Here is a 25,268-nt window from a genome sequence, read left to right on the forward strand (position 1 = left end):
GTTCGCGGATGGCGCTCACGGGGTAGACGCACACGAGCGTAACGGGCGGGTCCCCGCCCGCCCCACCGACGACTTCTGAGGCCGGACGGCCCAATGGCCATGGGAATGGTTTGAGAGCCTCATACCTTTCCTTATAATCAGAAGCCACAGTTCCCCCACAGGAGGTCAACCCCCGTGAAGATGGTCCTCGGGCGCCGGTCCCGCATCCTGGCCGCCACCACCGCGACGGCCGGGCTGCTGCTCGTCGCCGGCTGTTCTTCGGACGACGACGGGGGCAAGAAGACCACCGCGAACGGGGTCGAGCTGGTGAAGGGCGGACAGCTCACCACCTGCACGCACCTGCCGTACCCGCCGTTCCAGTCGGAGATCGACGGCAAGGTGCAGGGCTTCGACGTCTCGATCATCGACCTGGTCGCCAAGGACCTGGGTGTGAAGCAGGTGATCCTCGACCAGCCCTTCGAGAACTTCAAGACCGGCGGGTCCCTCAACGCCGGCCAGTGCGACCTCGCCGCGGCCGGCATGACGATCACCGACGAGCGCAAGAAGAACGTCGACTTCTCCGACCCGTACTTCGAGGCCACCCAGGCCGTCCTGGCCGACAAGAAGAGCGGCATCTCCTCCCTCGCGGACCTCAAGGGCAAGAAGGTCGGCGCCCAGGCGCAGACCACCGGCGAGGAGTTCGCGAAGAGCAAGGGGCTCGACCCGGTCTCCTTCGAGTCCTCCGACGCGCTCCTGAACGGCCTGCGCACCGGCCAGGTCAAGGCCGTCGTCATCGACTACCCGGTCGTCCAGGGCTGGCTGAAGGACAAGGCCAACGCGGACGCCTTCGAGGTCGCCGACAACATCAACACCGGCGAGGAGTACGGCGTCACGGTGAAGAAGGGCAACACCAAGCTCGCCGACGCCATCAACAAGGCGCTGGCGGACGCGAAGTCGGACGGCACGTACAAGAAGCTGTACGAGAAGTGGATCGGCCCGTACGACGAGGACGCCGCCTCCGCTTCCCCGTCCGCCGCCTCATGAGTGGGACGGACACCAAGGTCCAGCCACGCAGAAGCGGTCTGACCAGACGTCAGAAGCGGGCCGTGTCGCGAGGCGTCCAGTACGCGGTGTTCGTCGCCGCGCTGGTCGCCTTCGCGGTCACGGCCGACTGGGAGCAGCTGCAGAACCAGTTCGCGCAAGTCGATCTGGCCGAGCGGATGTTCCCGGACATCATCACGCTGGCGCTGAAGAACACAGTCCTCTACACGGTGTCCGGCTTCGTCTTCGGCCTTGCCCTCGGTGTGGTCGTCGCGCTGATGCGGCTCTCCTCCGTGGGGCCGTACCGCTGGCTGGCCGGTATCTACATCGAGATCTTCCGCGGGCTGCCTGCCCTGCTGATCTTCATCTTCGTGGGCGTCGCCGTGCCGTTGGCGTTCCCCGGCACGGAGATCCCCGGCGGCACGTACGGAAAGGTCGCGCTCGCGCTCGGCCTAGTCGCGGCCGCGTACATGGCGGAGACGATCCGCGCGGGCATCCAGGCCGTGCCCAAGGGGCAGATGGAGGCGGCCCGTTCGTTGGGCTTCTCGCATGCCAGGGCCATGGTCTCGATCATCATTCCGCAGGCGTTCCGGATCGTGATCCCGCCGCTCACCAACGAGTTGGTGCTCCTGTTCAAGGACTCCTCGCTGGTGCTGTTCCTCGGGGTCACGCTGGAGGAGCGCGAACTCTCCAAGTTCGGCCGAGACCTGGCCAGCGAGACCGCCAACTCGACACCCATCCTGGTGGCGGGCCTGTGCTATCTGCTGGTCACGATCCCGCTCGGTTTCGTCGTACGCCGCCTTGAGGCGAAGGCCGGGGAGGCCACCAAGTGAGCACTACGAGCAGTCCGGCCCTCACGAAGGACGCGAGTGGCACGCCGGAGATCCAGGTCCGAGACCTGCACAAGTCGTTCGGCGACAACGAGGTGCTGCGCGGCATCGACCTGGAGGTCCGCTCCGGCGAGGTCGTGTGCGTCATCGGCCCCTCCGGCTCCGGGAAGTCCACGCTCCTGCGCTGCGTGAACCTCCTCGAAGAGCCCACCAAGGGCCAGGTCTTCGTCGGCGGCACCGAAGTCACCCACCCCGATGTGGACATCGACGCCGTACGCCGCCGGATCGGCATGGTCTTCCAGCAGTTCAACCTCTTCCCGCACCTGACGGTGACCGAGAACCTCACGCTGCCGCAGCGCCGGGTCCTCGGCCGCGACAAGGAGGCGGCCGCGAAGGTCGCCGCCGAGAACCTCCGGCGGGTCGGCCTCTCCGAGAAGGCGGACGCGTACCCGGCCTCCCTCTCCGGCGGCCAGCAGCAGCGCGTCGCCATCGCCCGCGCGCTCGCCATGGGCCCCGAGGTGATGCTCTTCGACGAGCCCACCTCCGCCCTCGACCCGGAACTCGTCGGCGACGTCCTCGCCGTCATGCGCATGCTCGCCGACGAGGGCATGACCATGATGGTCGTCACCCACGAGATGACCTTCGCCCGCGAGGTCGCCGACCGAGTCGTCTTCATGGACGCCGGCGTGATCGTCGAGGACGGCACCCCGGCCCAGGTGATCGGCAATCCCACCCACGAGCGGACCCGCCACTTCCTCTCCCGCCTACTGGACCCGGCGATGGCGGACGTGGAGGAGGACAGCGTTGGCCCGCTGACCAAGGAGGGCTGAGCGGATCGTGCCCCTTTAGGGGCGCGGGGAACTGCGCGACAAGCCCCCACCGGCCCGCAGCCTCCGACGTACTCCACCAACGAATTAGGGTGCAGTACATGAGCGATCAGCCGGTGCTGCACGTAAAGGGCCGAGTACTCGTCGGCCCCGACGACGCCAGGGACGAACTCTGGATCGTCGGCGGCAGAATCACCTACGAGCGCCCACCAGGCGCCCGTGACATCCGCACAGTGAACGGCTGGGCCCTGCCAGGCCTCGTGGACGCCCACTGCCACGTGGGCCTGGGCCCCAGCGGCCCCGTCGCAGACGACACCGCGGAGAAGCAGGCCCTGACCGACCGAGAGGCCGGCACCCTGCTGATCCGCGACGCGGGCTCGCCCTCCGACACCCGCTGGATCGACGACCGCGCGGACCTCCCGAAGATCATCCGGGCGGGCCGCCACATCGCCCGCACCCGCCGCTACATCCGCGGCTTCGCCCACGAGATCGAGCCGGACGACCTCGTCGCGTACGTCGCCCAGGAGGCCCGCCGGGGCGACGGCTGGGTGAAGCTCGTGGGGGACTGGCTCAACCGTGAAACGGGCGACCTCGGCGCCTGCTGGCCCCGCGCCGAGGTCGAGGCGGCGATCGCCGAGGCCCACCGGCTGGGCGCCCGGGTCACCGCGCACTGCTTCGCCGAGGAGTCCCTGCGGGACCTGGTGGAGGCGGGCATCGACTGCATCGAGCACGCCACCGGCCTGACCGAGGACACCATCCCGCTCTTCGCCGAACGCGGCGTCGCCATCGTCCCGACCCTCGTCAACATCGCCACCTTCCCGCAGCTCGCGGCCGGCGGCGAGGCCAAGTTCCCCCAGTGGTCGGCGCACATGCGACGGCTGCACGAGCGTCGCTACGACACCGTGCGCGCCGCGTACGACGCCGGTGTCCCGGTGTACGTCGGCACCGACGCGGGCGGCACGCTCGCGCACGGCCTGGTGGCGGGCGAGGTCGCCGAACTGGTGACCGCCGGAATTCCGCCGGTCGAGGCGCTGTCGGCGACGGCGTGGGGCGCCCGGGCGTGGCTCGGACGACCCGGCCTGGACGAGGGTGCACCGGCCGACCTCGTCGTCTACGAGGGAGACCCGCGGGCGGACGTACGCGTGCTGGCGGCGCCTCGACGAGTGGTGCTGAACGGCAAGGTCGTCGGCTAGGACCTTGTGAGGCCAGGACCTTGTGAGTTGACGGAGCGTAACCATCCGCTGAGCCCGCTCGTTCTGCACTTCCGCGCATGCTCCGGCGCGTCAACCGGCGCGTTCGAGCCGGTTCGGGCATCCGGGTGGAGATGAGGAACACGCGTGCCGAGTGATTCGAAGAAGCGCACGGAAACTCCACGTATGAGTGAACCCCCGTCAGCTTGCTGACTGTTCACTCTCCGTGCGTAAGGATTCCCGCATCGACGCCGTCGGTGCTGCTCCCCACAGGTCCCCGTGAGCGGAGCGTCCGGCGGCGTCGCGTCTCCAGTTCTGTCTCCCGTGGGGGTATTCGACTGCTGCTGTTTTCCCCGTGCTACCGCGTACGGGCGTGTGTGCGAGTTCCGTGCGCTGCTCGCTTGCTGCGGGTAGATCGCCTGAATGTTCGTGATGGGAACGGGTGACCTTTCCCGATGCGGTTCGTTGATCTGTGTGACGAGTGGATCGGGGGTGGGTGTTGTGCGTCGGAGGGGGGAGCGGTCGATTTCGGGCCTGCGGTTGATGGTCGAGCCGTTCGTCGCTCCGGGGCCGTCTGGTGTGGCGGTCCGCGACCGGCTCAAGCACCTCACTGTCGAGGACGAGCGGGTGCTGCGGCTGGTCGGCGCGCATATGGGTGCGCTCGCTTCGCGGGATCTCAAGGCCCGTTGCGCGGACGGTCTGGAGCATTCCGCGGACAAGTGGGCGGTGCGGAAGCGGGCGCTGACTTCGTTGTCGTCGTCCCGCTGGGCCGGGGCGGTCACCAAAGCGTCGCACGATCAGTGGGCGCTGTCCCGACGTTGCCTGGCCGCGCATGTGCGCAGTCTTGAGGCCGGTATCCAGACGATCCGGAACCGGCTGTCGCTGCCTGTAGGCGCGCGCGGCTCGAAGGGGGCTCTGGGTGGCTACCGGTCCGCGCGGGAGTGGCATGCCAAGTCCCGGCGTCTGGTCACGCTGGAAGCCCGGCACGCCGCCGCCATCCGGGACTGGCAGGCCGGACGAGTGCGCGCGGTGCGCGGCGGGACACATCTGGCGAATACCCGGCACCACCTCGCCGACGCCCAGCTCACCCAGACGCAATGGCGCCAGCGCTGGGAGGCGGAGCGCTGGTTCCTCGCCGCCGACGGTGAGTCTGGGAAGAGATACGGGAACGAGACCATCCGCGTCACCCCGGACGGCGAGATCAGCATCAAACTCCCCGCCCCGCTGGCCGAAATGGCCAACGCTTCACACGGCCGGTACGTCCTGGCCGCCCGGGTCACCTTCCCGCACCGGGGCCCCGAGTGGGCCGACCGGGTGCAGGCCAACCGGGCCGTCGCGTACGGCATCCACCTGCACGTTGGGCGGGGCCGCTGGTATCTGACGGCCTCCTGGCGGTACGCGCCCACTCCGGCGATCTCGCTGGACGCCGCGTTGTCGCAGGGCGTGATCGGTGTCGACACCAACGCCGATCACCTCGCCGCCTGGCGCCTCGATCCGCACGGCAACCCAACCGGCAGTCCGCGCCGCTTCTTCTACGACCTGACCGGCACCGCGGGCCACCGCGACGCCCAGGTCCGCCACACCCTTACCCGACTCCTCCATTGGGCCCAGACCTGCGGCGTCAAGGCCATCGCCATCGAGGACCTGGACTTCGCGGCGGACAAGACCAGGGAGAAGCACGGCCGCAAGAAGAAGTTCCGTCAGCTCATCTCGGGCCTGCCCACCAGCAGACTCCGAGCCCGCTTGACGTCGATGGCTGACGCGACCGGTATCGCGATCATCGCCGTCGATCCGGCTTACACCTCAAAGTGGGGCGCCCAACACTGGCAGCGCCCCACGACCAGCACCACCCGCAAGACCAGTCGACACGATGCCGCGAGCATCGCGATCGGCAGGCGCGCCCAAGGGCATCCGATCCGGCGATGGACGGCACCGCCCCACGACGACCGGAGCGATCGTCGTGGGCATCGGACCGTCCAGGCCCGACCGGCCGCTCTTGGGCGTGAGGAAACCAGCCCCCGTAGTCCTGGACCACGCACACGATGCGCTGAGCCCGGATATGGAGCGAAAGCTGGGGACCAGCACGCCCAACACCGTTCGGGGCGTGCGGCTGAGCATGGGTTCTGGCGACAGGACTCACTCCCGCTCAGTCTTTAGGCACGGTCCCACCACCTTGAACAGCAAATTTTCCGCAAGCCGGATCGCCGTCACCGCGGCGGCCACCGCTCTGCTCGCCGATCCCGCGGCGCTGGTCGGCGCGTGCTCGGCCCACGTGACGGACGACCACGGTCGCGTCAGTGTCGTGCTCCGAGCAGGGCCCGACGAAGTACTCGATCACGTACGGGAGTTGTCTCCCGCTCGCCGGGTGGTGCGTCACCCGCGCGAGGTCAGCAGCCCCGCAAGCTCACTGCCTGGTCCAAGGCCTGGAGGAAGCGGTTGACCGTCGCCCGGTCGCGCACCGCCAGGCGCAGCCAGGTGTCGTCGAGCCCCGGGAAGGTGTCACCGCGCCGCACGGCGAAGCCCAGCCGGCGCAGCCGGGCACGGACGGCCGCCGCCCCGGGGAGCCCGATGAGGACGAAGGGACCCTCGGCGGGCTCCGCGACCCGGACGCCGTCGGACGCGAACTCCCTCAGCCCGGCGACCAGATGGACCCGGTCGATCGCGACGCGACGGGCCGCGTGGTCCTGTTCCGCCAGTGCCCGCGGAGTCATACAGGCCTCGGCGGCGGCGAGCGCGGGCGTGGACACCGGCCAGAGCGGCTGGGCCCGTTCGAGTTCGGCGATCGTCTCGGGGGAGGCCAGGACGTACCCGATGCGCAGCCCCGCGAGGCCCCACGTCTTGGTGAGGCTGCGCAGTACCACCAGACCCGGCACGTCCGTACGTCCCGCGAGGGTTTCCCGCTCGTCCGGAACCGCGTCCATGAACGCCTCGTCGACCACCAACGTCCGCCCGGGACGGGCGAGTTCGGCGATCAGGGCGGTCGGATGGAGGACGGACGTCGGGTTAGTGGGGTTGCCGATCACGACGAGGTCCGCGTCCTCGGGAACGGCCGACGGGTCGAGCCGGAAGCCGTCCTCGGCCCGCAGGAGCACCCGGTCCACGGTGTGCCCCGCGTCCCGCAGAGCCGCCTCCGGCTCGGTGAACTGCGGGTGCACGACGACGGGTTGACGGACCTTCAGGGATCGCGCCAGCAGTACGAAGGCCTCGGCGGCGCCCGCCGTGAGCAGCACCCGCTCCACGGGCAGTCCGTGCCGCGCCGCCACGGCGGCCCGCGCGGCCCGTCCGTCCGGGTAGGCCGCGAGCCCGGCCAGCGACTCGGCGATCCGCTCGCGCAGCCAGGCCGGCGGTGTGTCCGCGCGGACGTTCACCGCGAGGTCGACGAGCGCCGAGCCGTCGTCGCGCACCTCGGCGTCGCCGTGGTGCCGGAGGTCGTGCGCGTCACCGAGTCCGCCGGAGCCGGAGCCTTGTCCGTCGGCGGCCTGTGCCCCGACGCCCTGTCCGCCGCCCGGGCGGTGGTGCCCGCCCGGGCCGTCTCTGCCGTCCCTGTCAGTGTGCATGGGAGGGTGCGTGGCCGTCGTGGTGGTGATGCCCGTGATGGTGCCCGTCGTGATGGTGATCGTCGTCGTCCGGGTGGAAGTGCGGCTGCTGGGGGAGCCCCACCTTGTCCTCGAACCCGGGCAGCGCGATGCGGTAGACGCACGAGTCGCAGTTCATCCGCAGATCACCCTTGACCGCCTCCCGGTAGCGCTCCATGACCAGGTCGAGCAGCTCCGGCTCCGGCCCGATGACATCGGCGGAGACCACGTCGACCTCCGGATGCGCGGCGGCCCACCCCTCGGTCTGCTGCCGCACCCGGTCCGGGAGGATACCCGTGAACAGGAAATAGGGAAGCACCACGATCCGGCGCGCGCCCAGCTTCACACAGCGGTCCAGGCCCGACGGCACGTCCGGCGCGGCCAGCGACACGAACGCCGTCTCCACACCCGCGTAACCCCGCCCCTCCCACAACAGCCGCGCGGCCTTGTGCACTTCGGCGTTGGCGTCCGGGTCGGTCGAGCCGCGCCCGACGAGCAGGACGGTCACCTCGGCACGGTCCGCGGGGGTCCGCGCCGAACCGCCGAGCGCCTCGTCGAGCCGCCGCTCCAGCACCGCGAGCAACGCAGGGTGCGGGCCCAGCGGACGCCCGTACGTGTACGAGATCCCGGGGTGCCGCTCCTTCTCGCGGGTCAGCGCGGCCGGGATGTCGCCCTTGGCGTGCCCGGCGGACACCAGCATCAGCGGAACGGCCGCGAACCGGCGCACGCCCTGCTCGACCAGCTCGGTCACGGCGTCGCCCAGCGGCGGCGGGGAGAGCTCGATGAAGCCGCCCGCGACGGGCAGTCCGGGGTTGCGGCGGCCCAGTTCCCGTACGAAGTCGCGGAAGGCCTCGGCACCCGCGTCGTCCCGGGTGCCGTGTCCGGCGATGAGCAGGGCGGGGGCGGGGGTGGTCACGATTTCTCCTTGGACTTGGACGGGGAACCGGCCTGGGACTCGGCCTCGGGCGCGGGGTGGGACTCGGCGTCAGGCACCGGGTGGGAAACGGGGTGGTACAGCAGGGCGTTGAGCGCGGCCGCGGCGACCGCCGAACCGCCCTTCTCGGACACGTTGCTCACGGCGGGCAGCCCGCTCTCGCGCAGCGCGGCCTTGGACTCCGCCGCGCCGACGAAGCCGACGGGCAGCCCGATGACGAGCGCCGGGGCGGCGTCCAGGGTGAGTAGCTCCTCCAGCGCGGTCGGAGCACAGCCGATCACCCAGAGCGCGCCGGGCCCGACCTGCTCGTACGCGAGCCGGATGGCGTGGGCCGAGCGGGTCAGCCCCGGGCCGGACACGGCGTCCTTGAGTCGGCAGACGGTGTCGCGCCGGGTGATGCCCGCCGCGACCATCTCCACGTCCACGACGACGGGCGCCCCGTCGTGCAGCGCCCGGTGGGCCTTCTCGAGGGCGACCTCGTCGGTCACCAGATCGCTCGCGTAGTCGAGATCGGCCGCGGAGTGGATCACCCGCTCCACGACGGCACGGGTCAGCGGCGGGAAGTGCGAGGTGTCCAGACGGGCCCGCAGCCGCCGGAAGGACTCCTGCTCGATGGGGTGCACGACCCGGGCTTCGGGGTCGGTGACGCGGGTCCCGGGGTCCGCGATGCGGCTCTCCGGGACCACCCGGCTCACTGCGCTCACTTGGGTTCCTCCTGCCAGCGGTAGCCGCGGGGCGTCACCATGCGGCCGGCGATCTCACGGGTCGCCGTGTTGCCCACGGTCACCACCGTCATCATGTCCACCGTCACCGGATCGAGTCCCGCGAGGGTGGTGACACGGCTGGATTCGTCCGGCCGTGAGGCGTTGCGTACGACTCCCACGGGCGTCGTCGGCTTCCGGTGCTGGGCAAGGATCGTGAGCGCCTTCGGGAGCTGCCAGTCGCGGCCCCGGCTGCGCGGGTTGTAGAAGGTGACGACGAGGTCGGCCTCGGCCGCCGCGCGCACCCGGCGCTCGATGACCTCCCACGGTGTGTGCAGGTCGGAGAGGCTGATCGACACATGGTCGTGGCCCAGCGGCGCGCCCAGGATCGCCCCGGCCGCGAGCGCGGCGGTCACCCCTGGCACCCCGACCACGTCGATGTCGTCGGACGCCTCCGCGAGCGCGGGCGACGCCATCGCGTACACGCCCGCGTCACCGCTGCCGATCAGCGCGACCGCCTGCCCGAGCCGGGCCTCGGCGACGGCTGTCCGGGCCCGCTCCTCCTCGGCCCCGAGCCCCGACTCCAGGATCCGGGTGCCCGGCAGGAGCAGGTCGCGGATCTGGTCGACGTACTGGTCGAGCCCGACGAGCACCGAGGCGCGGCGCAACTCGTCCTTCGCGCGGGGCGTCAGCAGGTCCCGGGCGCCGGGACCGAGGCCGACCACCGCGAGCCGCCCGCGCCCCGGCCTGCGTACGACCGCGCAGGTCGCCATCGCGGGACTCGCGGCCGACTTGCGCTTGGGCACGAGGAGTTCGCCACCGCGCAGGAGGGCGGCCGCCTCCGCGACCGACGGGGTGCCGACCGCGGCGAGGGGCGCGTCCGAGGGGTTCGGCACGTCGACCGCGGCCAACTCCTCGGCGCCGTACGTCACCACGGGCACCCCGAGCCGCTCGGCCGCCCCGAGAATGCCGGGCTCCTCGGCCTTGGCGTCGACGGTGGCCAGCTCGGCGACGGACTTCACCGAAAGACCGGCGTCCCGGAGGGCGTCCTGGACGAGCCCGAGCACCTCGTCGACGGGGGCACCCTTGGAGGCGCCGACGCCGACGACGAGAGAGGGCGGCCGGAGCACGACCTCACGCTCGGAGGGCTCAACTGCCCTGTCGCTGACGCGAATTGAGTACGCCCCGGCCGCAGCGACCCGCAGCGGCGGCAGCGGCCAGGTCAACTCGGCGTTCAGCGCGACCGGTTCCCCGTCCAGCATGGCCCGGGACACCCCGGCGACATCCCCTTCGACCGGCAGGCCGAGCGTGTCGAGCCCCGGCACCCCCACGGAGTCGGTCGCCGTCGTCACGACGGGTTCGGCACCGAGCAACTCGCCCACCTCGCGGGCGAGTTCATTGGCGCCGCCGCCGTGGCCCCCGACCAGGGACACCGCGAACCGCCCGCCCTCGTCGACACACACGATCCCGGGATCGGACGCCTTGTCCGAGAGCAGCGGCGCGACGAGCCGCACCACGGCCCCCGTGGCGAGGAAGCACACGAGCTGCTCACACTCCGCGAAAGCCCGTCGCACGGCGTCCCCCACGGGGCCCTCGTACACGCGGGTACGGCCCGGCCAGGCCGAGGCCACCCGCCGACAGCCCGCCGAACCGGCGGCCGTCGCGGAAATCAGGCCGATCACTGAGCAGCTCCTTCACTACGTACCGGAGGCCGGACGCCCCACAGCAGGAAAACGGGGTTGGTCGCCGCGAGCCGGGTGACGTCCCCCGGCAGCGGCGCCAGCCGGGACGACTGCAGCAGTACGCCGTCACAGTCGAGCCCGGCCGCGACGAGCGCGTCCCGGACCGCCGGAACCCGGTCGAGGGCGGCCATCGCCACGACGACCGACCGCCGCGCCCGCCGGGCACAGGCGGTCACGATGGCGGGCAGTTCCCGGCCGCCCCCGCCGATGAACACGGCGTCGGGGTCGGGCAGGTCGGACAGTACGGTCGGCGCGGCGCCGTGCACGGCGGTTACGTCGACCCCATGCGCGGCGGCGTTGGCGCGGATCCGCTCCACACCGTCCAGGGTCTTCTCCACCGCGGTCACGGCGGCCCCGAGCCGTGCACACTCCACGGCGACCGAGCCGGAGCCCGCACCGATGTCCCACACATGCTCACCGAGCCGCGGTCCGAGCCGGGCCAGCGCCAGCGCCCGCACCTCGAACTTGGTGATCATCGAGTCCCGGTGGGTGAACTCGCCCTCTTCCAGGGCCCATTGGGCGGGCCCGGACGGCGGGCCCGCGATCGTGCGCACGGGGGAGAGGACGCGAGCCTCGTCGAGACAGAGCACGACACTCACCGCCGGTCCCCAGTCCCGGGCGGCGGCCTCGGCGGGGGTGACTCGCTCGACGCGTTCGCCGTGGCCGTGGCCGTGGCCGTGGTCAGGGTCGGAGTCGGGGTCTGGGTCGGGGGCTGGGGCTGGGTTCAAGGCCGAGCCAGGGTCTGAGCTGAGGCCGGTACCCGAGCCGGAGCAGGGGTCCGGGGCCGAGCTGAAGCGGGGGATCGCACCCACGCCAGCGCCCGAACCTGCGCCAGCGCCCGAACCTGCGCCAGCGCCCGAACCTGCGCCCGCGCCCGTACCCGCGCCCGCGCCCGAGCCCGCGCCCGAACCCGCACCGGACCCCGCGTCCTGGGCAGAGACCGAAGCCGAGACAGAGCCGGAGACAACGCCCGAAAGAGAGCTGGGGACAGCGCCGGAGACAGCGCCCGAGAGAGAGCCGGGGACAGCGCCAGAGACAGCACCCGCCCCCGGCGCCGAAGCCGAGACCGCGCTCGCCCCCAGCGCCGAAGCCACCACCAGCACCCGCCCGCTCGACCGCAGCGCGGCCCCGAGTTCCGCGGGTCCGGACCCCGGGCCGGTCAGCACCGCCACCTTGGGATGGGCCCGGCAGACGTTCACGGCGGTGCGCAGATCGCGCCCGTGCGCGCTCACGACCACCGCGTCGTCCCAGGTCAGCCCGAGCCGCGCGAAGGCGGTGGCGACGGACGACACCCCCGGGTGGACCTCCAGCCGCTCGGCCCCGAAACGCTCGGCGAGGGCCCGGACGATCCCGAAGAACCCGGGGTCCCCGGAGGCCAGCACGACGACCCGCCCCTGGTCCGCGGGCTTCTCCAGGAACTGCTCGATCGCGTCGAGGGCGGGCGCGAGCGGACCGAGGACGACACGCTCGGCCGTGTCCGGCATCGACGTCGCGGCGGCCAGATGGCGCCGGCCGCCCACGACGAGCCCCGCCCCGGCCAACGCGGCCCCGGCGCCCGGAGGAAGCGGCGCCCCCGTACCCGTACCGACGACGATGATCACGGCGTGACACCCTGCGCATCCCGTGGACTCCGCGCATCCTGTGTACCCCGCGCGCCCTGCGTCCGCAACGCTCTGCGGGCCTCCGGATCGGCCTTGCGGAAGCCGTGGAAGTGGCCGGGGTGGTAGAGGTGCGAGCGCGTGCCGTGCGCGTCGAGGGCCGGGCCGACCAGGAACAGCGTGTGCTTCCAGAGCTTGTGCTCCTTGACGGTCTCCTCCAGCGTGCTGATCGTGCACTTCACGATCAGCTCCTCCGGCCAGGTGGCCTGGTACGCGACCACGACGGGCGTCGACGTCGGATAGCCGCCCTCCAGCAGCTCCCGTACGAGCTGCCCGCTGCGAGCGGCCGACAGGAACAGCGCCATCGTCGTCCCGTGCCGCGCGAACTCCCGTACCTCCTCCCCGGGCGGCATGGGCGTCTTGCCGCCGCCGAGCCGGGTGAGGATCACGGACTGCGCGACCTCGGGGATGGTCAGCTCCCGCTGGGCGAGCGCGGCGACGGCGGAGAACGAGGAGACGCCGGGCACGATCTCGGTCTCGATGCCGATCTCCGCGCACCGGTCGACCTGCTCCTGGGTGCCGCCCCAGAGCGCGGGGTCGCCGGAGTGGATCCTGGCGACCCTCAGCCCGGCCCCGGCGGCCCGCTCGTACACGGCGACGACGTCCTCCAACGACATCGTCGCCGAGTCCAGGATCTCGGCTCCCTCACGCGCGTGTTCGAGGACCTCGGCCTGCACCAGGCTGGCGGCCCAGATCACGACGTCGGCCTCGGCGATGGCGCGCGCGGCACGGAACGTCAGCAGGTCGGCGGCACCGGGCCCGGCCCCGACGAAGGTCACCTTGCCGTTGGGGGCATCGGCCATGGGATGGGGTCCTCTCCTACGGATGCTGCGGGTCGTGCTGCGGGTAATGCAGGGGTTTTCGGGGGCGCTTCGGGACGTCATCGCACGTATTCCGGAAGCCATGCGGTCTCGGGCGTGCGGCGGACGTGCGTGAACACGGGTCGATCGGATAGCAAGGGCGTATGGCGGTGTTCGTCGCGCTCGGCGCGTTCCTCATGACGCTGGCCGGCGGCTGGACGGCGCAACGCGTCACCGACCGCCGCCACCTCGTCCTCGGTCTGGCAGGCGGTCTGATGCTGGGCGTCGTCGGCCTGGACCTGCTGCCGGAGGCGCTCGACGCGGCCGGCGACGAGATCTTCGGCGTACCGGCCGCGCTGCTGCTCTTCGTGGCGGGGTTCCTGCTGGCCCACCTGGTGGAACGCCTGCTGGCCGTCCGCCAGGCGGCGCACGGCGGGGAGGAACACAACGGCCGGGCCCCCCAGGTGGGCCTGACGGCCGCCGCCGCGATGGTCGGCCACAGCGCGATGGACGGGGTGGCGATCGGCGCGGCCTTCCAGGTCGGCGGCGGCATGGGAGCGGCCGTGGCCGTCGCCGTGATCGCCCACGACTTCGCGGACGGCTTCAACACGTACACGATCACGACCCTGTACGGGAACGCCCGCCGCAAAGCGATCGCGATGCTGTTCGCGGACGCGGCGGCCCCGGTCGTGGGCGCCGCCTCGACGCTCCTCTTCACCATCCCCGAGCACCTGCTGGGCGGCTATCTCGGCTTCTTCGGCGGTGCGCTGCTCTACCTCGCCGCGGCAGAGATCCTCCCCGAGGCCCACCACGAACACCCGGCCCGCTCCACACTGCTGTGCACGATCGCGGGTGCGGCCTTCATCTGGCTGGTGGTGGGCATCGCGGAGTGAGGCGAGCGGATGCGGCCCTCCGACGAAAGTCACTGCTCCGACGAAAGTCACCGCTCTCACGGGAGTCACAGCTTGCCGCCGCGTCCGCCGTCGCGCCGCGCGGGCGCGATGAGCGTCGAGAGGTAGGGCAGCGGAGCGCCGTCCAGTTCGGCCGCGGGCCGGATGGACTCCTCCGGCAGCCCCAACGCCGACCCCCACACGGCGTCGTCGAGCCGCCCGGTCTCCCGCAGCACCGCGGCGACCTCCTGCGCCTGCCGCCCGAACTTGTACGCGACGACGGTTCCGGGCCCGTTCAGCGCGTCCTTGAGCGCACCGGCCCCGGCGGTGACGGGCACGAGCGTCAGCGGCTCGGTGCCCTCCGTCAGCACGGCCCCGGACCGGGCGGCGAGATCCTGCATGGCGGTGATACCGGGCACGGTCTCGACGACGGTTCCCGGTACGACGTCCCCGATGGTCTGCGCGAGGTAGGTGAACGTGGAGTACACGTTCGGATCCCCGATGGTCGCGAACGCCACGATCCCGTGCGTACGCAGCAGCCCGGCCACCCGCTCCCCGGCGGCGTCCCAGGCGGCCTCGCGACGCCCCCGGTCGGACCGCTCGTTGAGCGCGAAGACGACGCGTACGACCTTCTCCTCGGGCACGTAGTGCAGCACGGTGGCCTCGGCGCGCCCGCGCTCGCCCGTGTCCATGACGGGCACGACGACGACGTCCGCCGCCCGAAGGCAGTTGACCCCCTTGACGGTCACGAGCTCGGGATCCCCGGGCCCGACCCCGACCCCGATCAGCCTGCTGTTGCCCATGACCCGACACACCTCTCCACAAACCGACGGGCGACACCGGGCGCCGACGCCCAGTGCGTATGCAGATAACTCGCATGCACGCCCTGCTGTACGAAACCTTCGACCCGCCGCACCGGAGCACGCAGCCCCCAGGCGGGGGCAACCCCCGCCCCGGGCTCCACGACGGTCCGGTGAAACTCGTGCCCGCGCATCCGCCCGCCGGCCTCGGCCAGCACACTGTCGGACACGGCGACGGCATCCCGATACCCCAGCGTCAGCCGCTCGTCCATCCGCGCCTTCGCGTCGATCACCCCGCACATGGGCAGGCCGTCGAGCTCACGCGAGAGATACAGCAGCCCCGCACACTCGGCCGCGACGGGCGCGCCACGCTCGGCGAGCGAGGCAACAGCCTTACGGAGGGGTTCGTTGGCGGACAGCTCAGGGCCATACACCTCGGGAAACCCGCCCCCGATGACCAACCCCCGCGTCCCTTCGGGCAGTTCCTCATCCCGAAGCGGATCAAAGGTGACGACCTCGGCCCCGGCGGCGGCAAGCAACTCGGCGTGCTCGGCGTAGGAGAAGGTGAAGGCGGCCCCACCGGCAACGGCAACTTTTAGCCCGTCCGGCGTTTGAGGACGAGCGCGTTCAGCGCGATACGGGGGTCTGGGGGCAGCGCCCCCAGGGACGGGAACGGGAAGGGGCGGCGGGGGCGAAAGAGCTACGGCCTCAGCCGCATCCCACGCGTCACCCGGCAACGACCCAGCCCCACGCGCCAGCGCGAACAGTGCGTCCAGATCGCACCCCTCCCGCACCTGCGAGGCCATCGCCGCAACAGCAGCGACCGCCTCAGCCCGCCGCTCGGCGACCGGCACCAGCCCAAGATGCCGAGAAGGCGTCCCCACCTGCTCAACCCGCCGCAGAACACCCAGAACAGGCACCCCGGACGCGTCCAACGCCTCCCGCAGCATCCCCTCATGCCGCTCGGACCCCACCTTGTTCAGGATCACCCCACCGATCCGCACCTCCGGATCCCAGGAGGCGAACCCATGCACCAGCGCGGCCACGGACCGCGACTGAGAGGAGGCGTCCACGACCAACACCACAGGCGCCCGCAGCAACTTCGCCACATGAGCGGTGGAGGCCAACTCCCCTTCCCCCGCGGCCCCGTCGAACAGCCCCATCACACCCTCGACGACAGCGAGATCACACCCCCGCGCCCCATGGGCGAACAGCGGCGCGACCAACTCCGCCCCGCACAGATAGGCGTCGAGATTCCGTCCCACCCGCCCGGTGGCGAGCGCGTGATAGCCGGGATCGATGTAGTCGGGCCCCACCTTGTGCGGGGACACGGCAAGCCCCCGCGAGGCGAACGCGGCCATCAACCCCGTGGCAACGGTGGTCTTGCCACTGCCCGAGGAGGGCGCGGCAATGACGAGCCGAGGGACGGAAGAAGTCACCACTCGATGCCTCTCTGACCCTTCTGACCCGCGTCCATGGGGTGCTTGACCTTGGACATGTCGGTCACGAGGTCGGCGAGTTCGACGAGCTTCTCGGGAGCGTTGCGCCCGGTGATCACGACATGCTGGGTTCCGGGCCGGTCCCGCAGCACGGAGACGACCTCGTCGACATCGACCCACCCCCAGTGCATGGGGTACGCGAACTCGTCGAGCACGTACAGCTTGTACGTCTCGGCGGCGAGGTCGCGCTTGACCTGCTCCCAGCCCTCGCGGGCCTTCTCCTCGTTGTCCATCTGGGCATCCCGCTGTACCCAGGACCACCCCTCACCCATCTTGTGCCAGTCGACGGCCCCGCCCTCACCGGAGGCCCCCAGCACCCGCAGCGCGTTCTCCTCGCCGACCTTCCACTTCGCGGACTTGACGAACTGGAAGACCCCGATGGGCCACCCCTGATTCCAGGCCCGCAGCGCGAGCCCGAAGGCGGCGGTGGACTTGCCCTTCCCGATCCCGGTGTGCACGACCACGAGCGGCCGGTTCCGCCGCTGACGGGTCGTCAGCCCGTCGTCGGGCACCACACTCGGCTGTCCCTGCGGCATTACGCGGCCCTCCTGTTGTCGCCCTGAACATCCCTGACGAGCCCGGCGATCGAGTCGGCCCGCAGCTCGTCCAACGTCACGGCCGTACCGCCGAGTTCACCCGCGAGCTGCCCGGCGAGCCCGAGCCGTACGGGCCCGGACTCGCAGTCGACGACCACGGAGGCGACCCCGTCGGCGGCGAACAGCCGAGCTGCCCGACCGGCGAGGGCGACGGGCTCCGGCCCGCCCGTCGCCCTCCCATCCGTCACCAAGACCACCAACGCCCGCCGAGCCGGATCCCGCAACCGCTCCACCCGCAACACGTCATGCGCCCGCAGCAACCCGGCGGCAAGCGGCGTACGCCCACCCGTGGGCAGCGACTCCAGCCGTACCGCGGCCGCGTCCACCGAGGAGGTGGGCGGCAGCGCCACCTCGCCCGTCGACCCGCGGAAGGTCACGAGCCCCACCTTGTCCCGCCGCTGGTAGGCGTCGAGGAGCAGCGACAGCACCGCCCCCTTGACCGCGCTCATCCGCTGCCGGGCGGCCATGGACCCGGAGGCGTCCACGACGAACAGCACGAGGTTCCCCTCACGCCCCTCACGCGTGGCCTGCCGCAGATCGTCGCGCCGGACCACGAGGCCAGGCCCCGACCGGCCACGCGCCCGCTGATGCGGGGCCGCGGCTTGCACGGTCGCCGCCAAGTGCAGCTTGGTGAGGGCCCCTTGGGGCCGACGGGCCCCGGTGGTCCGCCCGTGCTCGGTCCGCGCCCGCGACCGTCGCCCGGCGGCACCCTCGCCGAGACCCGGCACGCTCAGCACCTTCGTACGGAAGGGCTCGGCGGCCCGTACGGGAGCCTGCTCGCCCGCGCCGCGCGACGGGGCCTGCCCGCTCTCGGAGGGCTCGCCCTGGGCCGGCACCTCACCGGAACTCTCGCCGCTGCCGTCGTCGTTGCCGCCGTCGGGCCCTTCCTGGGGCGGCTGCCCGCCGCCCCCGTCGGGCCCGTCCGGATCCGGATCCTCGTCGCCGGAGTCGCTGGAATCGCTGGCGTCATCCGATCCCCCCGAGCCGCCGGAGCCGTCCCCACCCCCGAACTCCTCCAGCGTCTCGTCGAGCTTGTCCTCGTCAAGTCCCGGCGCGTCAAAGGGGTTTCGCCGACGCCGGTGCGGCAGCGCGAGCAGCGCGGCCTGGCGTACGTCCTCGGCCAGCACCTCCGTGCGCCCGGCCCACGCGGCCAGCGTGGTGGCGGTCCGGGCCATCACGATGTCGGCCCGCATGCCGTCCACCTCGAAGGCCGCGCAGGTCGCCGCGATCTGCCGCAGCGGCCCGTCGCCGAGCACGACCGACGGCAACAGCTTCCGCGCGGCCACGATCCGGGCCCGTACCGACGTCTCCTCGTCGGCCCAGCGCCCCGCGAAGCCGTCCGGATCGTCGTCGTACGCGAGCCGCCGCCGCACGACCTCGACCCGCTGATCGGGCTCCCGCGAGGCGGCCACCTCGACCGTCAGCCCGAACCGGTCGAGCAACTGCGGCCGCAGTTCGCCCTCTTCGGGGTTCATGGTCCCCACCAGCAGGAACCGGGCCGCATGCCGCACGGAGACACCCTCGCGCTCCACGTACGAGGCACCCATCGCGGCCGCGTCCAACAGCAGGTCGACCAGGTGGTCGTGGAGGAGGTTGACCTCGTCCACGTACAGGATCCCGCGATGCGCGTCGGCCAGCAGCCCGGGCTCGAAGGCCTTCACGCCCTCGGCGAGCGCCCGCTCGATGTCGAGGGCCCCGACGAGGCGGTCCTCGGAGGCACCGACCGGCAACTCGACCATACGCGCGGGCCGTTGGACCCCTGGTCCCACCTCGTGCGGCCCGTCCGGGCACGCCGGGTCGGGAGCGGCGGGCGCACACGAGAACCGGCAGCCGGCGACGACGTCCACCTCCGGCATGAGCGCCGAAAGGGCGCGCACGGCCGTCGACTTGGCGGTGCCCTTCTCGCCTCGTACGAGCACACCGCCCACCGCGGGCGACACGGCGTTCAGGAGCAGCGCCAGCCGCAGGTCGTCCTGCCCGACGACAGCCGTGAACGGAAAGGGGGTACTCACTGGTCGTCGCCCTCCAAGTCGCCTTCGAGCTCCAGATACGTGGCGCGCAGCCGCTCCAGCGTCTCGGCGTCGGGCTCGGCCCACAGCCCGCGGTCCGCCGCTTCGAGGAGCCGTTCCGTAATGCCGCGCAGGGCCCAGGGGTTGGACTTCTTCATGAAATCCCGGTTCTCCGCGTCGAAGACGTACTCCGCGCTGAGCTTCTCGTACATCCAGTCGTCCACGACCCCGGCCGTGGCGTCGTACCCGAAGAGGTAGTCGACGGTCGCCGCCATCTCGAAGGCACCCTTGTAGCCGTGCCGCCGCATCGCCGCCATCCAGCGCGGGTTGACCACGCGGGCGCGGAAGACCCGGTGGGTCTCCTCGCCGAGGGTGCGGGTCTTCACCTGGTCAGGGGTGGCGGAGTCGCCGACGTACGCCTCGGGGCTCGCGCCCGTCAGGTGCCTGACCATGGCGACCATGCCGCCGTGGTACTGGAAGTAGTCGTCCGCGTCGACGAGGTCGTGCTCTCGGGTGTCGACGTTCTTGGCGGCCACGGCGATGCGCCGGAACGCCGTCTCCATGTCCCCGCGCGCCGCCCGCCCGTCGAGCCCGCGCCCGTAGGCGTAGCCGCCCCACACCGCGTACACCTCGGCGAGGTCGGCGTCGGAGCGCCAGTTGCGCGCGTCGATGAGAGGGAGGAGACCGGCCCCGTACGCGCCCGGCTTCGAGCCGAAGATACGGGCCGTCGCGCGCCGTCGGTCGCCGTGCTCGGCGGTGTCCTCGTCGGCGTGCGCGCGGACGTAGTTCCGGTCGGCGGGCTCGTCCAGGTCGGCCACCGCCCGTACCGCGTCGTCGATCATCCCGACCACATGCGGGAAGGCGTCCCGGAAGAAGCCGGAGATCCGGACCGTGACGTCGATGCGCGGGCGGCCCAGCTCCTCCAGGCCGACGACCTCGAAGCCGGTGACGCGCCGCGAGGCGTCGTCCCACACCGGCCGGCACCCCAGCAGCGCCAGGATCTCCGCGATGTCATCGCCCTGCGTGCGCATCGCGGAGGTGCCCCAGACCGTCAGGCCGACGGACTTCGGGTAGTCGCCCGTGTCCTGGAGGTACCGCTGCACGAGAGAGTCCGCGAGCGCCTGCCCGACCTCCCAACTCAGCCTGGACGGGATCGCCTTGGGGTCGACCGAGTAGAAGTTGCGGCCGGTCGGCAGGACGTTCACGAGTCCGCGGGTCGGTGAACCCGAGGGGCCCGCCGGGACGTAACCGCCGTTCAGGGCAAGGAGGATGTGGTCGATCTCGTCCGTCGTACGGGCCAGACGCGGCACCACCTCACGGCACGCGAACTCCAACACCGCGACAGCGTCGGGGAGTTCGGTGCCGAGGACTTCGCGTACGAGAGCGGGCACGGCCGCGACGTCCCAGGCGCGCTCCTCCATGCCCTCCGCGAACCGGCGGCACAGCTGCTCAAGGAGGTCAATCGCGTCGGCCGCCGACCGCGAGGGCCCCGGGACCAGGTCGCTCAGCTCGACCGGCACCTTCAGCGGCGCACCGGGCTCGCCCAGCAACTCCTTCTCGACCAGGCCGAAATGCTCGGCGAGACAGGCCCGCAGACCCGGCAGCGCGTTTGCTGTCCCGCCCCACACCTGAGAGGCCCGCAGCACGGCCAGTACGAGGTTCACGCGCGGCTCGGCCTCCGGGCCACCGCCGAGAATGTGCAGGCCGTCGCGGATCTGCACGTCCTTGATCTCGCACAGATAGCCGTCGATGTGCATGACGAACTCGTCGAAGGCGTCGTCGTCCGGCTGGTCGTCCACATGCAGGTCGTGGTGCAGCTCGGCCGCCTTGACCAGCGTCCAGATCTGGGCCCGCACGGCCGGGGCCTTCGTCGGGTCCAGGTCGGACACGAGCGCGTACTCGTCGAGGAGTTGCTCCAGCTTCGCCAGATCGCCGTACGTGTCCGCGCGCGCCATCGGCGGTACGAGGTGGTCGACGACCGTGGCGTGGCCGCGGCGCTTGGCCTGGGTGCCCTCGCCGGGGTCGTTGACGATGAAGGGGTAGACCAGGGGCAGTTCGCCGAGGACGGCGTCCGGCGCGCAGCCGCCGCTGAGCCCGAGTCCCTTGCCCGGCAGCCATTCCATCGTGCCGTGCTTGCCCATGTGCACGACGGCGTCGGCGCCGAAGCCCGCTTGAGAAGATGCAGTCTCCAGCCACCTGTACGCCGCCATGTAGTGGTGCGACGGCGGCATGTCCGGGTCGTGGTAGATCGCGATCGGGTTCTCGCCGAAACCGCGCGGCGGCTGGATCATCACGACGACGTTCCCGAACTGGAGGGAGGCCAGCACGATGTCGTCGCCGTCCACGTACAGGTTGCCCGGCGGCTCGCCCCACGCCTCCAGCATCCCGCCGCGCAGCTCGGGGTCGAGCTTGTCGAACCAGGCCCGGTAGTCGGCCAGCGGCACGCGCGCGGGAGCCGAGGCCAGCTGCTCCTCGGTCAGCCACTCGACGTCGTGACCGCCGGCCGCGATGAGCCGGTGGATCAACTCGTCGCCGTTGTCCGGGTATTCGGTCAGGGAGTACCCGGCGTCCCGCAACGCGTCGAGAACCCGTACCGCCGAGGCGGGGGTGTCGAGACCGACCGCGTTGCCGACCCGGGAGTGCTTGGTCGGATAGGCGGTGAAGACGAGCGCGAGCTTCTTCTCCGCGTTCGGCTTGTGCTTCAACCGGGCGTGGCGCACGGCGATTCCGGCGACCCGCGCGGCCCGCTCGGGGTCGGCGACGTACACCGGCACGTCGTCCGGGCCCTGCTCCTTGAAGGAGAACGGGACCGTGATGAGGCGTCCGTCGAACTCCGGGATCGCGACCTGCATCGCCGCGTCCATGGGGGAGAGGGCGGCGTCGGACGCGTCCCAGGCGGCCTTCGACGAGGTCAGGCAAAGTCCTTGCAGTACAGGGATGTTGAGGGTGGTGAGCGCGCCCACGTCCCAGGCCTCTTCATCGCCACCCGCGGACGCCTCCGAGGCGTGCGTGCCGCCGGCGGCGAGGACGGTGGTGATCAGTGCGTCCGCTCCGCTGATCAGCTCGTACACGCCCGACTCGGCGCTGCGCAGCGAACCGCAGTACACGGCAAGGGCGTTGGCGCCCCGGGCCTCGATCGCGTCGCACAGCGTGTCCACGAAGGCGGTGTTGCCGCTCAGTTCGTGGGCGCGGTAGAAGAGCACGGCGACGGTCGGGCGCTCCGTGTCCAGCACGGGGTCGCCGTGGACCCCGTACTCCGGCATCGCCCGCGGCCCCTCGAAGCCCTCGCCCGTCAGCAGCACGGTGTCGGACAGGAAGCGGGCCAGCTCGGTCAGGTTCTCCGGGCCGCCCTCGACGAGATAGCGCAGCGCCTCCGCGACCACACCGGCGGGCACGGACGACTCGGCCATCAGCTCCGCGTCGGGGACGGACTCCCCGCCCAGCAGCACGGTCGGGATGCCGGACGCCTTGAGCGCGGCGAGCCCGTCCTCCCAGGCACGCTTGCCGCCCAGCAGCCGTACGACGGCGACGTCCGCGCCCCGGACCAGCGCGGGAAGCTCCTCCGCGACATCCACGCGGGTCGGATTGCCGATCCGGTACGCGGCGCCGGCGGCACGCGCCGCCAGCAGATCCGTGTCGGCGGTCGACAACAACAACACTGTGCTCATGCGGGTGCTCCCGGTGGAATGAAGGGCAGTCCTGTCGGCGCGCCGGACTCGATGAGCCGCCACAGCGCGTCCGTGTCCGCGTGTTCCTCGATCAGATCGCCGAGCCGGTCCAGCTGCTCCTCGCGCAGCGACCCGAACGACGTGTCGGCGGCCGGTACGAAGCGGCGCCCCGCGGCGGCGGCCACCTCGCGAAGGAAGGCCCGGCGGAAGCCGTCCGACTCCAGCGAGCCGTGCCAGTGCGTGCCCCATACCTCGCCGACCCGGCAGCCGTCGAGGAAGGGTGTGCCGCCGGTGACCTGGGCGACCCCGTGGTGAATCTCGTACCCCTCGACGGGCTCGCCGAGCGCCTCGCCGACCGGCCGGGTCAGGGTCTTCTCCCGCGCGAACCGCACCCGCACGGGAAGGAGTCCGAGCCCGTCCACCTGGCCTGCGCGCGACTCGACCTCGTCCTCGATGTGCTCGCCGAGGATCTGGAAGCCGCCGCAGATACCGAGGACGGGACGCCCCTCCGCGGCCCTCCTGGCGAGGGCGTCCGCGAGGCCGCGCTCCCGCAGCCACTCCAGGGCCCGGACGGTGCCACGGGTGCCGGGCACGACGACCAGGTCCGCGTCGACGAGTTCCTCCGCCCGGTCCACGAACCGCACGACGACGCCCGGTTCGGCGGCCAGCGCGTCCACGTCCGTGAAGTTGGACATCAGCGGGATCGCGCAGACGGCGACCCGCAGGATGTCCTCGCCGACGGGGGAGGAGACCTCGGACTCCCGGACCGAGCCCCTCAACGAGACCCTCAGCCCGTCCTCCTCGTCGATGCCCAGACCGTGCTGGAAGGGCAGGACCCCGTACGTACGACGTCCGGTGAGGTTCTCGAGCATGTCGAGGCCCGGCTCCAGCAGGGACACGTCCCCGCGGAACTTGTTGACGAGGAACCCGGCGACGAACGCCTGGTCCTCGGGCGAGAGCAGCGCGACGGTCCCGAAGAAGGAGGCGAATACACCCCCGCGGTCGATGTCGCCGACGACGAGCACGGGCAGCCGCGCGTTGCGCGCGATGCCCATGTTCACGATGTCCGTCCGCCGCAGATTGATCTCGGCGGGACTGCCCGCCCCCTCACAGATCACCGCGTCATACGTGCCCCGCAACTCGGCGAGGCACTCCAGCACGGTCCCGAGGAGCTGTTCCTGCCGCCCGCCGTGATAGCCACGGGCGCTCATCTCCCCGACGGGCCTGCCCATGAGGACGACCTGGCTGCTGCGGTCGCTGCCGGGCTTGAGCAGTACGGGATTCATGAGCGCGGTCGGTTCCACGCGCGCGGCCTGCGCCTGCATGGCCTGCGCCCGCCCGATCTCGGCGCCCTCCCGCGTGACGAACGAATTGAGCGACATGTTCTGCGCCTTGAAGGGCGCGACCTTGACGCCCTGCCGCACCAGCCACCGGCAGATCCCGGCCGTCACGACGCTCTTGCCGGCGTCGGAGGTGGTACCGGCGACGAGCAGCCCGCCGCCCGTGCGCCCGCTCATTCCCCCACTCATGACGTACGCCCCTTCGTGCGAAGGCCGTTGACGAGGAGCCGCCCGGCGACACTCACGCCGAGCGCGAGCAGACCCACGCGCCGCGAGAGCCGCACCGCCCGCTCGATGTCCCCGACCTCCACGGCCCGCCCCCCACCATTGAGTACGGGCCGGTGCTCGACCCTCCCGGCGTACGAGAGCGTCCCGCCCAGCCGTACGCCGAGCGCCCCCGCGAACGAGGCCTCTACGGGCCCGGCGTTGGGGCTCGGGTGCTTGACGGCGTCGGCACGCCAGGCGCGTACGGCCCCGCGCGGATCGCTTCCCGCGACGGCCGCGAGGACGGCGGTGAGCCGCGCCCCGGGCCACCCCGCGACGTCGTCGAGCCGCGCGGAAGCCCAGCCGTACCGCCGGTACTTGGCGGACCTGTGCCCGACCATGGCGTCGAGCGTGTTCACGGCACGGAATCCGACGAGCCCCGGCACACCGGCCGCGGCACCCCACACGAGGGCGCCCACGACGGCGTCGGAGGTGTTCTCGGCGACGGACTCGACGACGGCGCGGGCGATCCCGTCGGCGTCCAGCGCCTGCGGATCGCGCCCGCACAGGTGGGGCAGCCGCTCGCGGGCCACCTCGATGTCCCCGGCGGCGAGCGCCCCGCCGATGGCCCGGGCCTCCCGCCCGAGCGAAGTCCCGCCGACGACGGACCAGGTGGCGGCGGCGGTCAACGCGACGGACGCGGCGCCCGAGCCGCGCACGGAACGGCCGGCGAGCGCGGCGAGCCCGGTGGCACCGCCGACACACACGGCGGTGTGCAGCGCGCCCCACCCCCGGTGGTCCCGCCACAGCACCCGCTCCACGGCACCCGCGGCCCGCCCGAACGCGGCGACCGGATGCCCCCGGCGGGGATCGCCGAGCAGCAGGTCACCGAGGAGGCCGGCGGCGGCGCCGTACGCGAAGACGCGATCGGCACGCATCGGTTCAGCCGACCGTCAGGTCGGGCACAACCGTCGCTGGAAAGGCA

Annotated in this window: 18 protein-coding genes and 1 pseudogene; 6 read left to right on the top strand and 13 right to left on the bottom strand. The window is 71.9% G+C overall.

What is annotated here, in order from left to right; translation table 11 throughout:
- Positions 1–174 precede the first annotated feature (174 nt).
- The 5 genes and pseudogenes from ACIBEI_RS36445 (at position 175) to ACIBEI_RS36465 (ending at position 6,024) form a co-directional block, all read left to right on the top strand.
- Entirely contained in the window at positions 175–1,023 is an 849-nt protein-coding gene (locus tag ACIBEI_RS36445) for a transporter substrate-binding domain-containing protein (protein WP_398894759.1), read from the top strand.
- Positions 1,020–1,853 (top strand): amino acid ABC transporter permease, encoded by an 834-nt coding sequence (locus ACIBEI_RS36450; protein ID WP_398894761.1) that lies wholly within the window; start codon positions 1,020–1,022, stop codon positions 1,851–1,853. Before ACIBEI_RS36445 ends, ACIBEI_RS36450 begins: the two co-directional genes overlap by 4 nt.
- Entirely contained in the window at positions 1,850–2,680 is an 831-nt protein-coding gene (locus ACIBEI_RS36455) for an amino acid ABC transporter ATP-binding protein (RefSeq protein WP_398894762.1), read from the top strand. Before ACIBEI_RS36450 ends, ACIBEI_RS36455 begins: the two co-directional genes overlap by 4 nt.
- A gap of 98 nt (positions 2,681–2,778) precedes the next feature.
- A complete protein-coding gene (locus tag ACIBEI_RS36460) occupies positions 2,779–3,870 on the top strand; it encodes an amidohydrolase family protein (RefSeq protein WP_398894763.1) in 1,092 nt (363 codons plus the stop codon).
- A gap of 522 nt (positions 3,871–4,392) precedes the next feature.
- Positions 4,393–6,024: pseudogene (locus tag ACIBEI_RS36465) on the top strand (IS200/IS605 family accessory protein TnpB-related protein).
- A gap of 230 nt (positions 6,025–6,254) precedes the next feature.
- On the opposite strand, the gene cobC reads toward ACIBEI_RS36465, so the two are convergent.
- The 6 genes from cobC to cobM are packed head-to-tail and all read right to left on the bottom strand — an operon-like array spanning position 6,255 to position 13,280.
- Positions 6,255–7,424: an Rv2231c family pyridoxal phosphate-dependent protein CobC gene (gene cobC, locus ACIBEI_RS36470; RefSeq protein ID WP_398894765.1), complete on the bottom strand. Its 1,170-nt coding sequence runs from the start codon at positions 7,422–7,424 to the stop codon at positions 6,255–6,257.
- Positions 7,414–8,358, bottom strand: a complete 945-nt coding sequence (locus ACIBEI_RS36475) for a sirohydrochlorin chelatase (RefSeq protein WP_398894766.1) — start codon at positions 8,356–8,358, stop codon at positions 7,414–7,416. Before ACIBEI_RS36475 ends, cobC begins: the two co-directional genes overlap by 11 nt.
- Entirely contained in the window at positions 8,355–9,044 is a 690-nt protein-coding gene (locus tag ACIBEI_RS36480; RefSeq protein WP_398894853.1) for a precorrin-8X methylmutase, read from the bottom strand. Before ACIBEI_RS36480 ends, ACIBEI_RS36475 begins: the two co-directional genes overlap by 4 nt.
- A gap of 32 nt (positions 9,045–9,076) precedes the next feature.
- Positions 9,077–10,759 (bottom strand): precorrin-3B C(17)-methyltransferase, encoded by a 1,683-nt coding sequence (cobJ, locus tag ACIBEI_RS36485; RefSeq protein WP_398894768.1) that lies wholly within the window; start codon positions 10,757–10,759, stop codon positions 9,077–9,079.
- Complete coding sequence (gene cbiE, locus ACIBEI_RS36490; protein ID WP_398894769.1) at positions 10,756–12,420, bottom strand: precorrin-6y C5,15-methyltransferase (decarboxylating) subunit CbiE; 1,665 nt, start codon at positions 12,418–12,420, stop codon at positions 10,756–10,758. The genes cobJ and cbiE overlap by 4 nt, the downstream gene beginning before the upstream one ends.
- Positions 12,417–13,280 (bottom strand): precorrin-4 C(11)-methyltransferase, encoded by an 864-nt coding sequence (cobM, locus tag ACIBEI_RS36495; RefSeq protein WP_398894770.1) that lies wholly within the window; start codon positions 13,278–13,280, stop codon positions 12,417–12,419. The genes cbiE and cobM overlap by 4 nt, the downstream gene beginning before the upstream one ends.
- A 161-nt stretch (positions 13,281–13,441) precedes the next feature.
- Between cobM and ACIBEI_RS36500 the strand changes: the two genes are divergently transcribed.
- The gene (locus ACIBEI_RS36500; protein ID WP_398894772.1) at positions 13,442–14,170 is read left to right on the top strand and encodes a ZIP family metal transporter; all 729 of its coding nucleotides are present in this window, start codon (positions 13,442–13,444) and stop codon (positions 14,168–14,170) included.
- 65 nt (positions 14,171–14,235) lie between these two features.
- Here ACIBEI_RS36500 and cobI read toward each other — a convergent pair whose 3' ends face one another.
- From cobI to ACIBEI_RS36535, 7 genes are read right to left on the bottom strand one after another with little or no spacing between them, the layout of a single operon-like run.
- Entirely contained in the window at positions 14,236–14,970 is a 735-nt protein-coding gene (gene cobI, locus ACIBEI_RS36505) for a precorrin-2 C(20)-methyltransferase (protein WP_398894774.1), read from the bottom strand.
- On the bottom strand, positions 14,952–16,406 hold the full coding sequence (locus ACIBEI_RS36510) for a cobyrinate a,c-diamide synthase (protein ID WP_398894776.1): 1,455 nt from the start codon (positions 16,404–16,406) through the stop codon (positions 14,952–14,954). Before ACIBEI_RS36510 ends, cobI begins: the two co-directional genes overlap by 19 nt.
- The gene (gene cobO / locus ACIBEI_RS36515; RefSeq protein WP_398894778.1) at positions 16,403–17,002 is read right to left on the bottom strand and encodes a cob(I)yrinic acid a,c-diamide adenosyltransferase; all 600 of its coding nucleotides are present in this window, start codon (positions 17,000–17,002) and stop codon (positions 16,403–16,405) included. The genes ACIBEI_RS36510 and cobO overlap by 4 nt, the downstream gene beginning before the upstream one ends.
- The gene (locus ACIBEI_RS36520) at positions 17,002–19,074 is read right to left on the bottom strand and encodes a putative cobaltochelatase (RefSeq protein WP_398894779.1); all 2,073 of its coding nucleotides are present in this window, start codon (positions 19,072–19,074) and stop codon (positions 17,002–17,004) included. Before ACIBEI_RS36520 ends, cobO begins: the two co-directional genes overlap by 1 nt.
- Positions 19,071–22,739: a cobaltochelatase subunit CobN gene (cobN, locus tag ACIBEI_RS36525; protein WP_398894780.1), complete on the bottom strand. Its 3,669-nt coding sequence runs from the start codon at positions 22,737–22,739 to the stop codon at positions 19,071–19,073. The genes ACIBEI_RS36520 and cobN overlap by 4 nt, the downstream gene beginning before the upstream one ends.
- Entirely contained in the window at positions 22,736–24,256 is a 1,521-nt protein-coding gene (locus ACIBEI_RS36530) for a cobyric acid synthase (protein WP_398894782.1), read from the bottom strand. The genes cobN and ACIBEI_RS36530 overlap by 4 nt, the downstream gene beginning before the upstream one ends.
- A gap of 8 nt (positions 24,257–24,264) precedes the next feature.
- Positions 24,265–25,221 carry a cobalamin biosynthesis protein gene (locus ACIBEI_RS36535; protein WP_398894784.1) on the bottom strand — a complete coding sequence of 319 codons (957 nt, stop codon included), beginning with the start codon at positions 25,219–25,221 and terminating at the stop codon, positions 24,265–24,267.
- Positions 25,222–25,268: the final 47 nt, after the last annotated feature.

The sequence above is a fragment of the Streptomyces sp. NPDC050988 genome (genome assembly GCF_044456225.1).
In the GTDB taxonomy this organism is placed as follows: Bacteria; Actinomycetota; Actinomycetes; order Streptomycetales; family Streptomycetaceae; genus Streptomyces.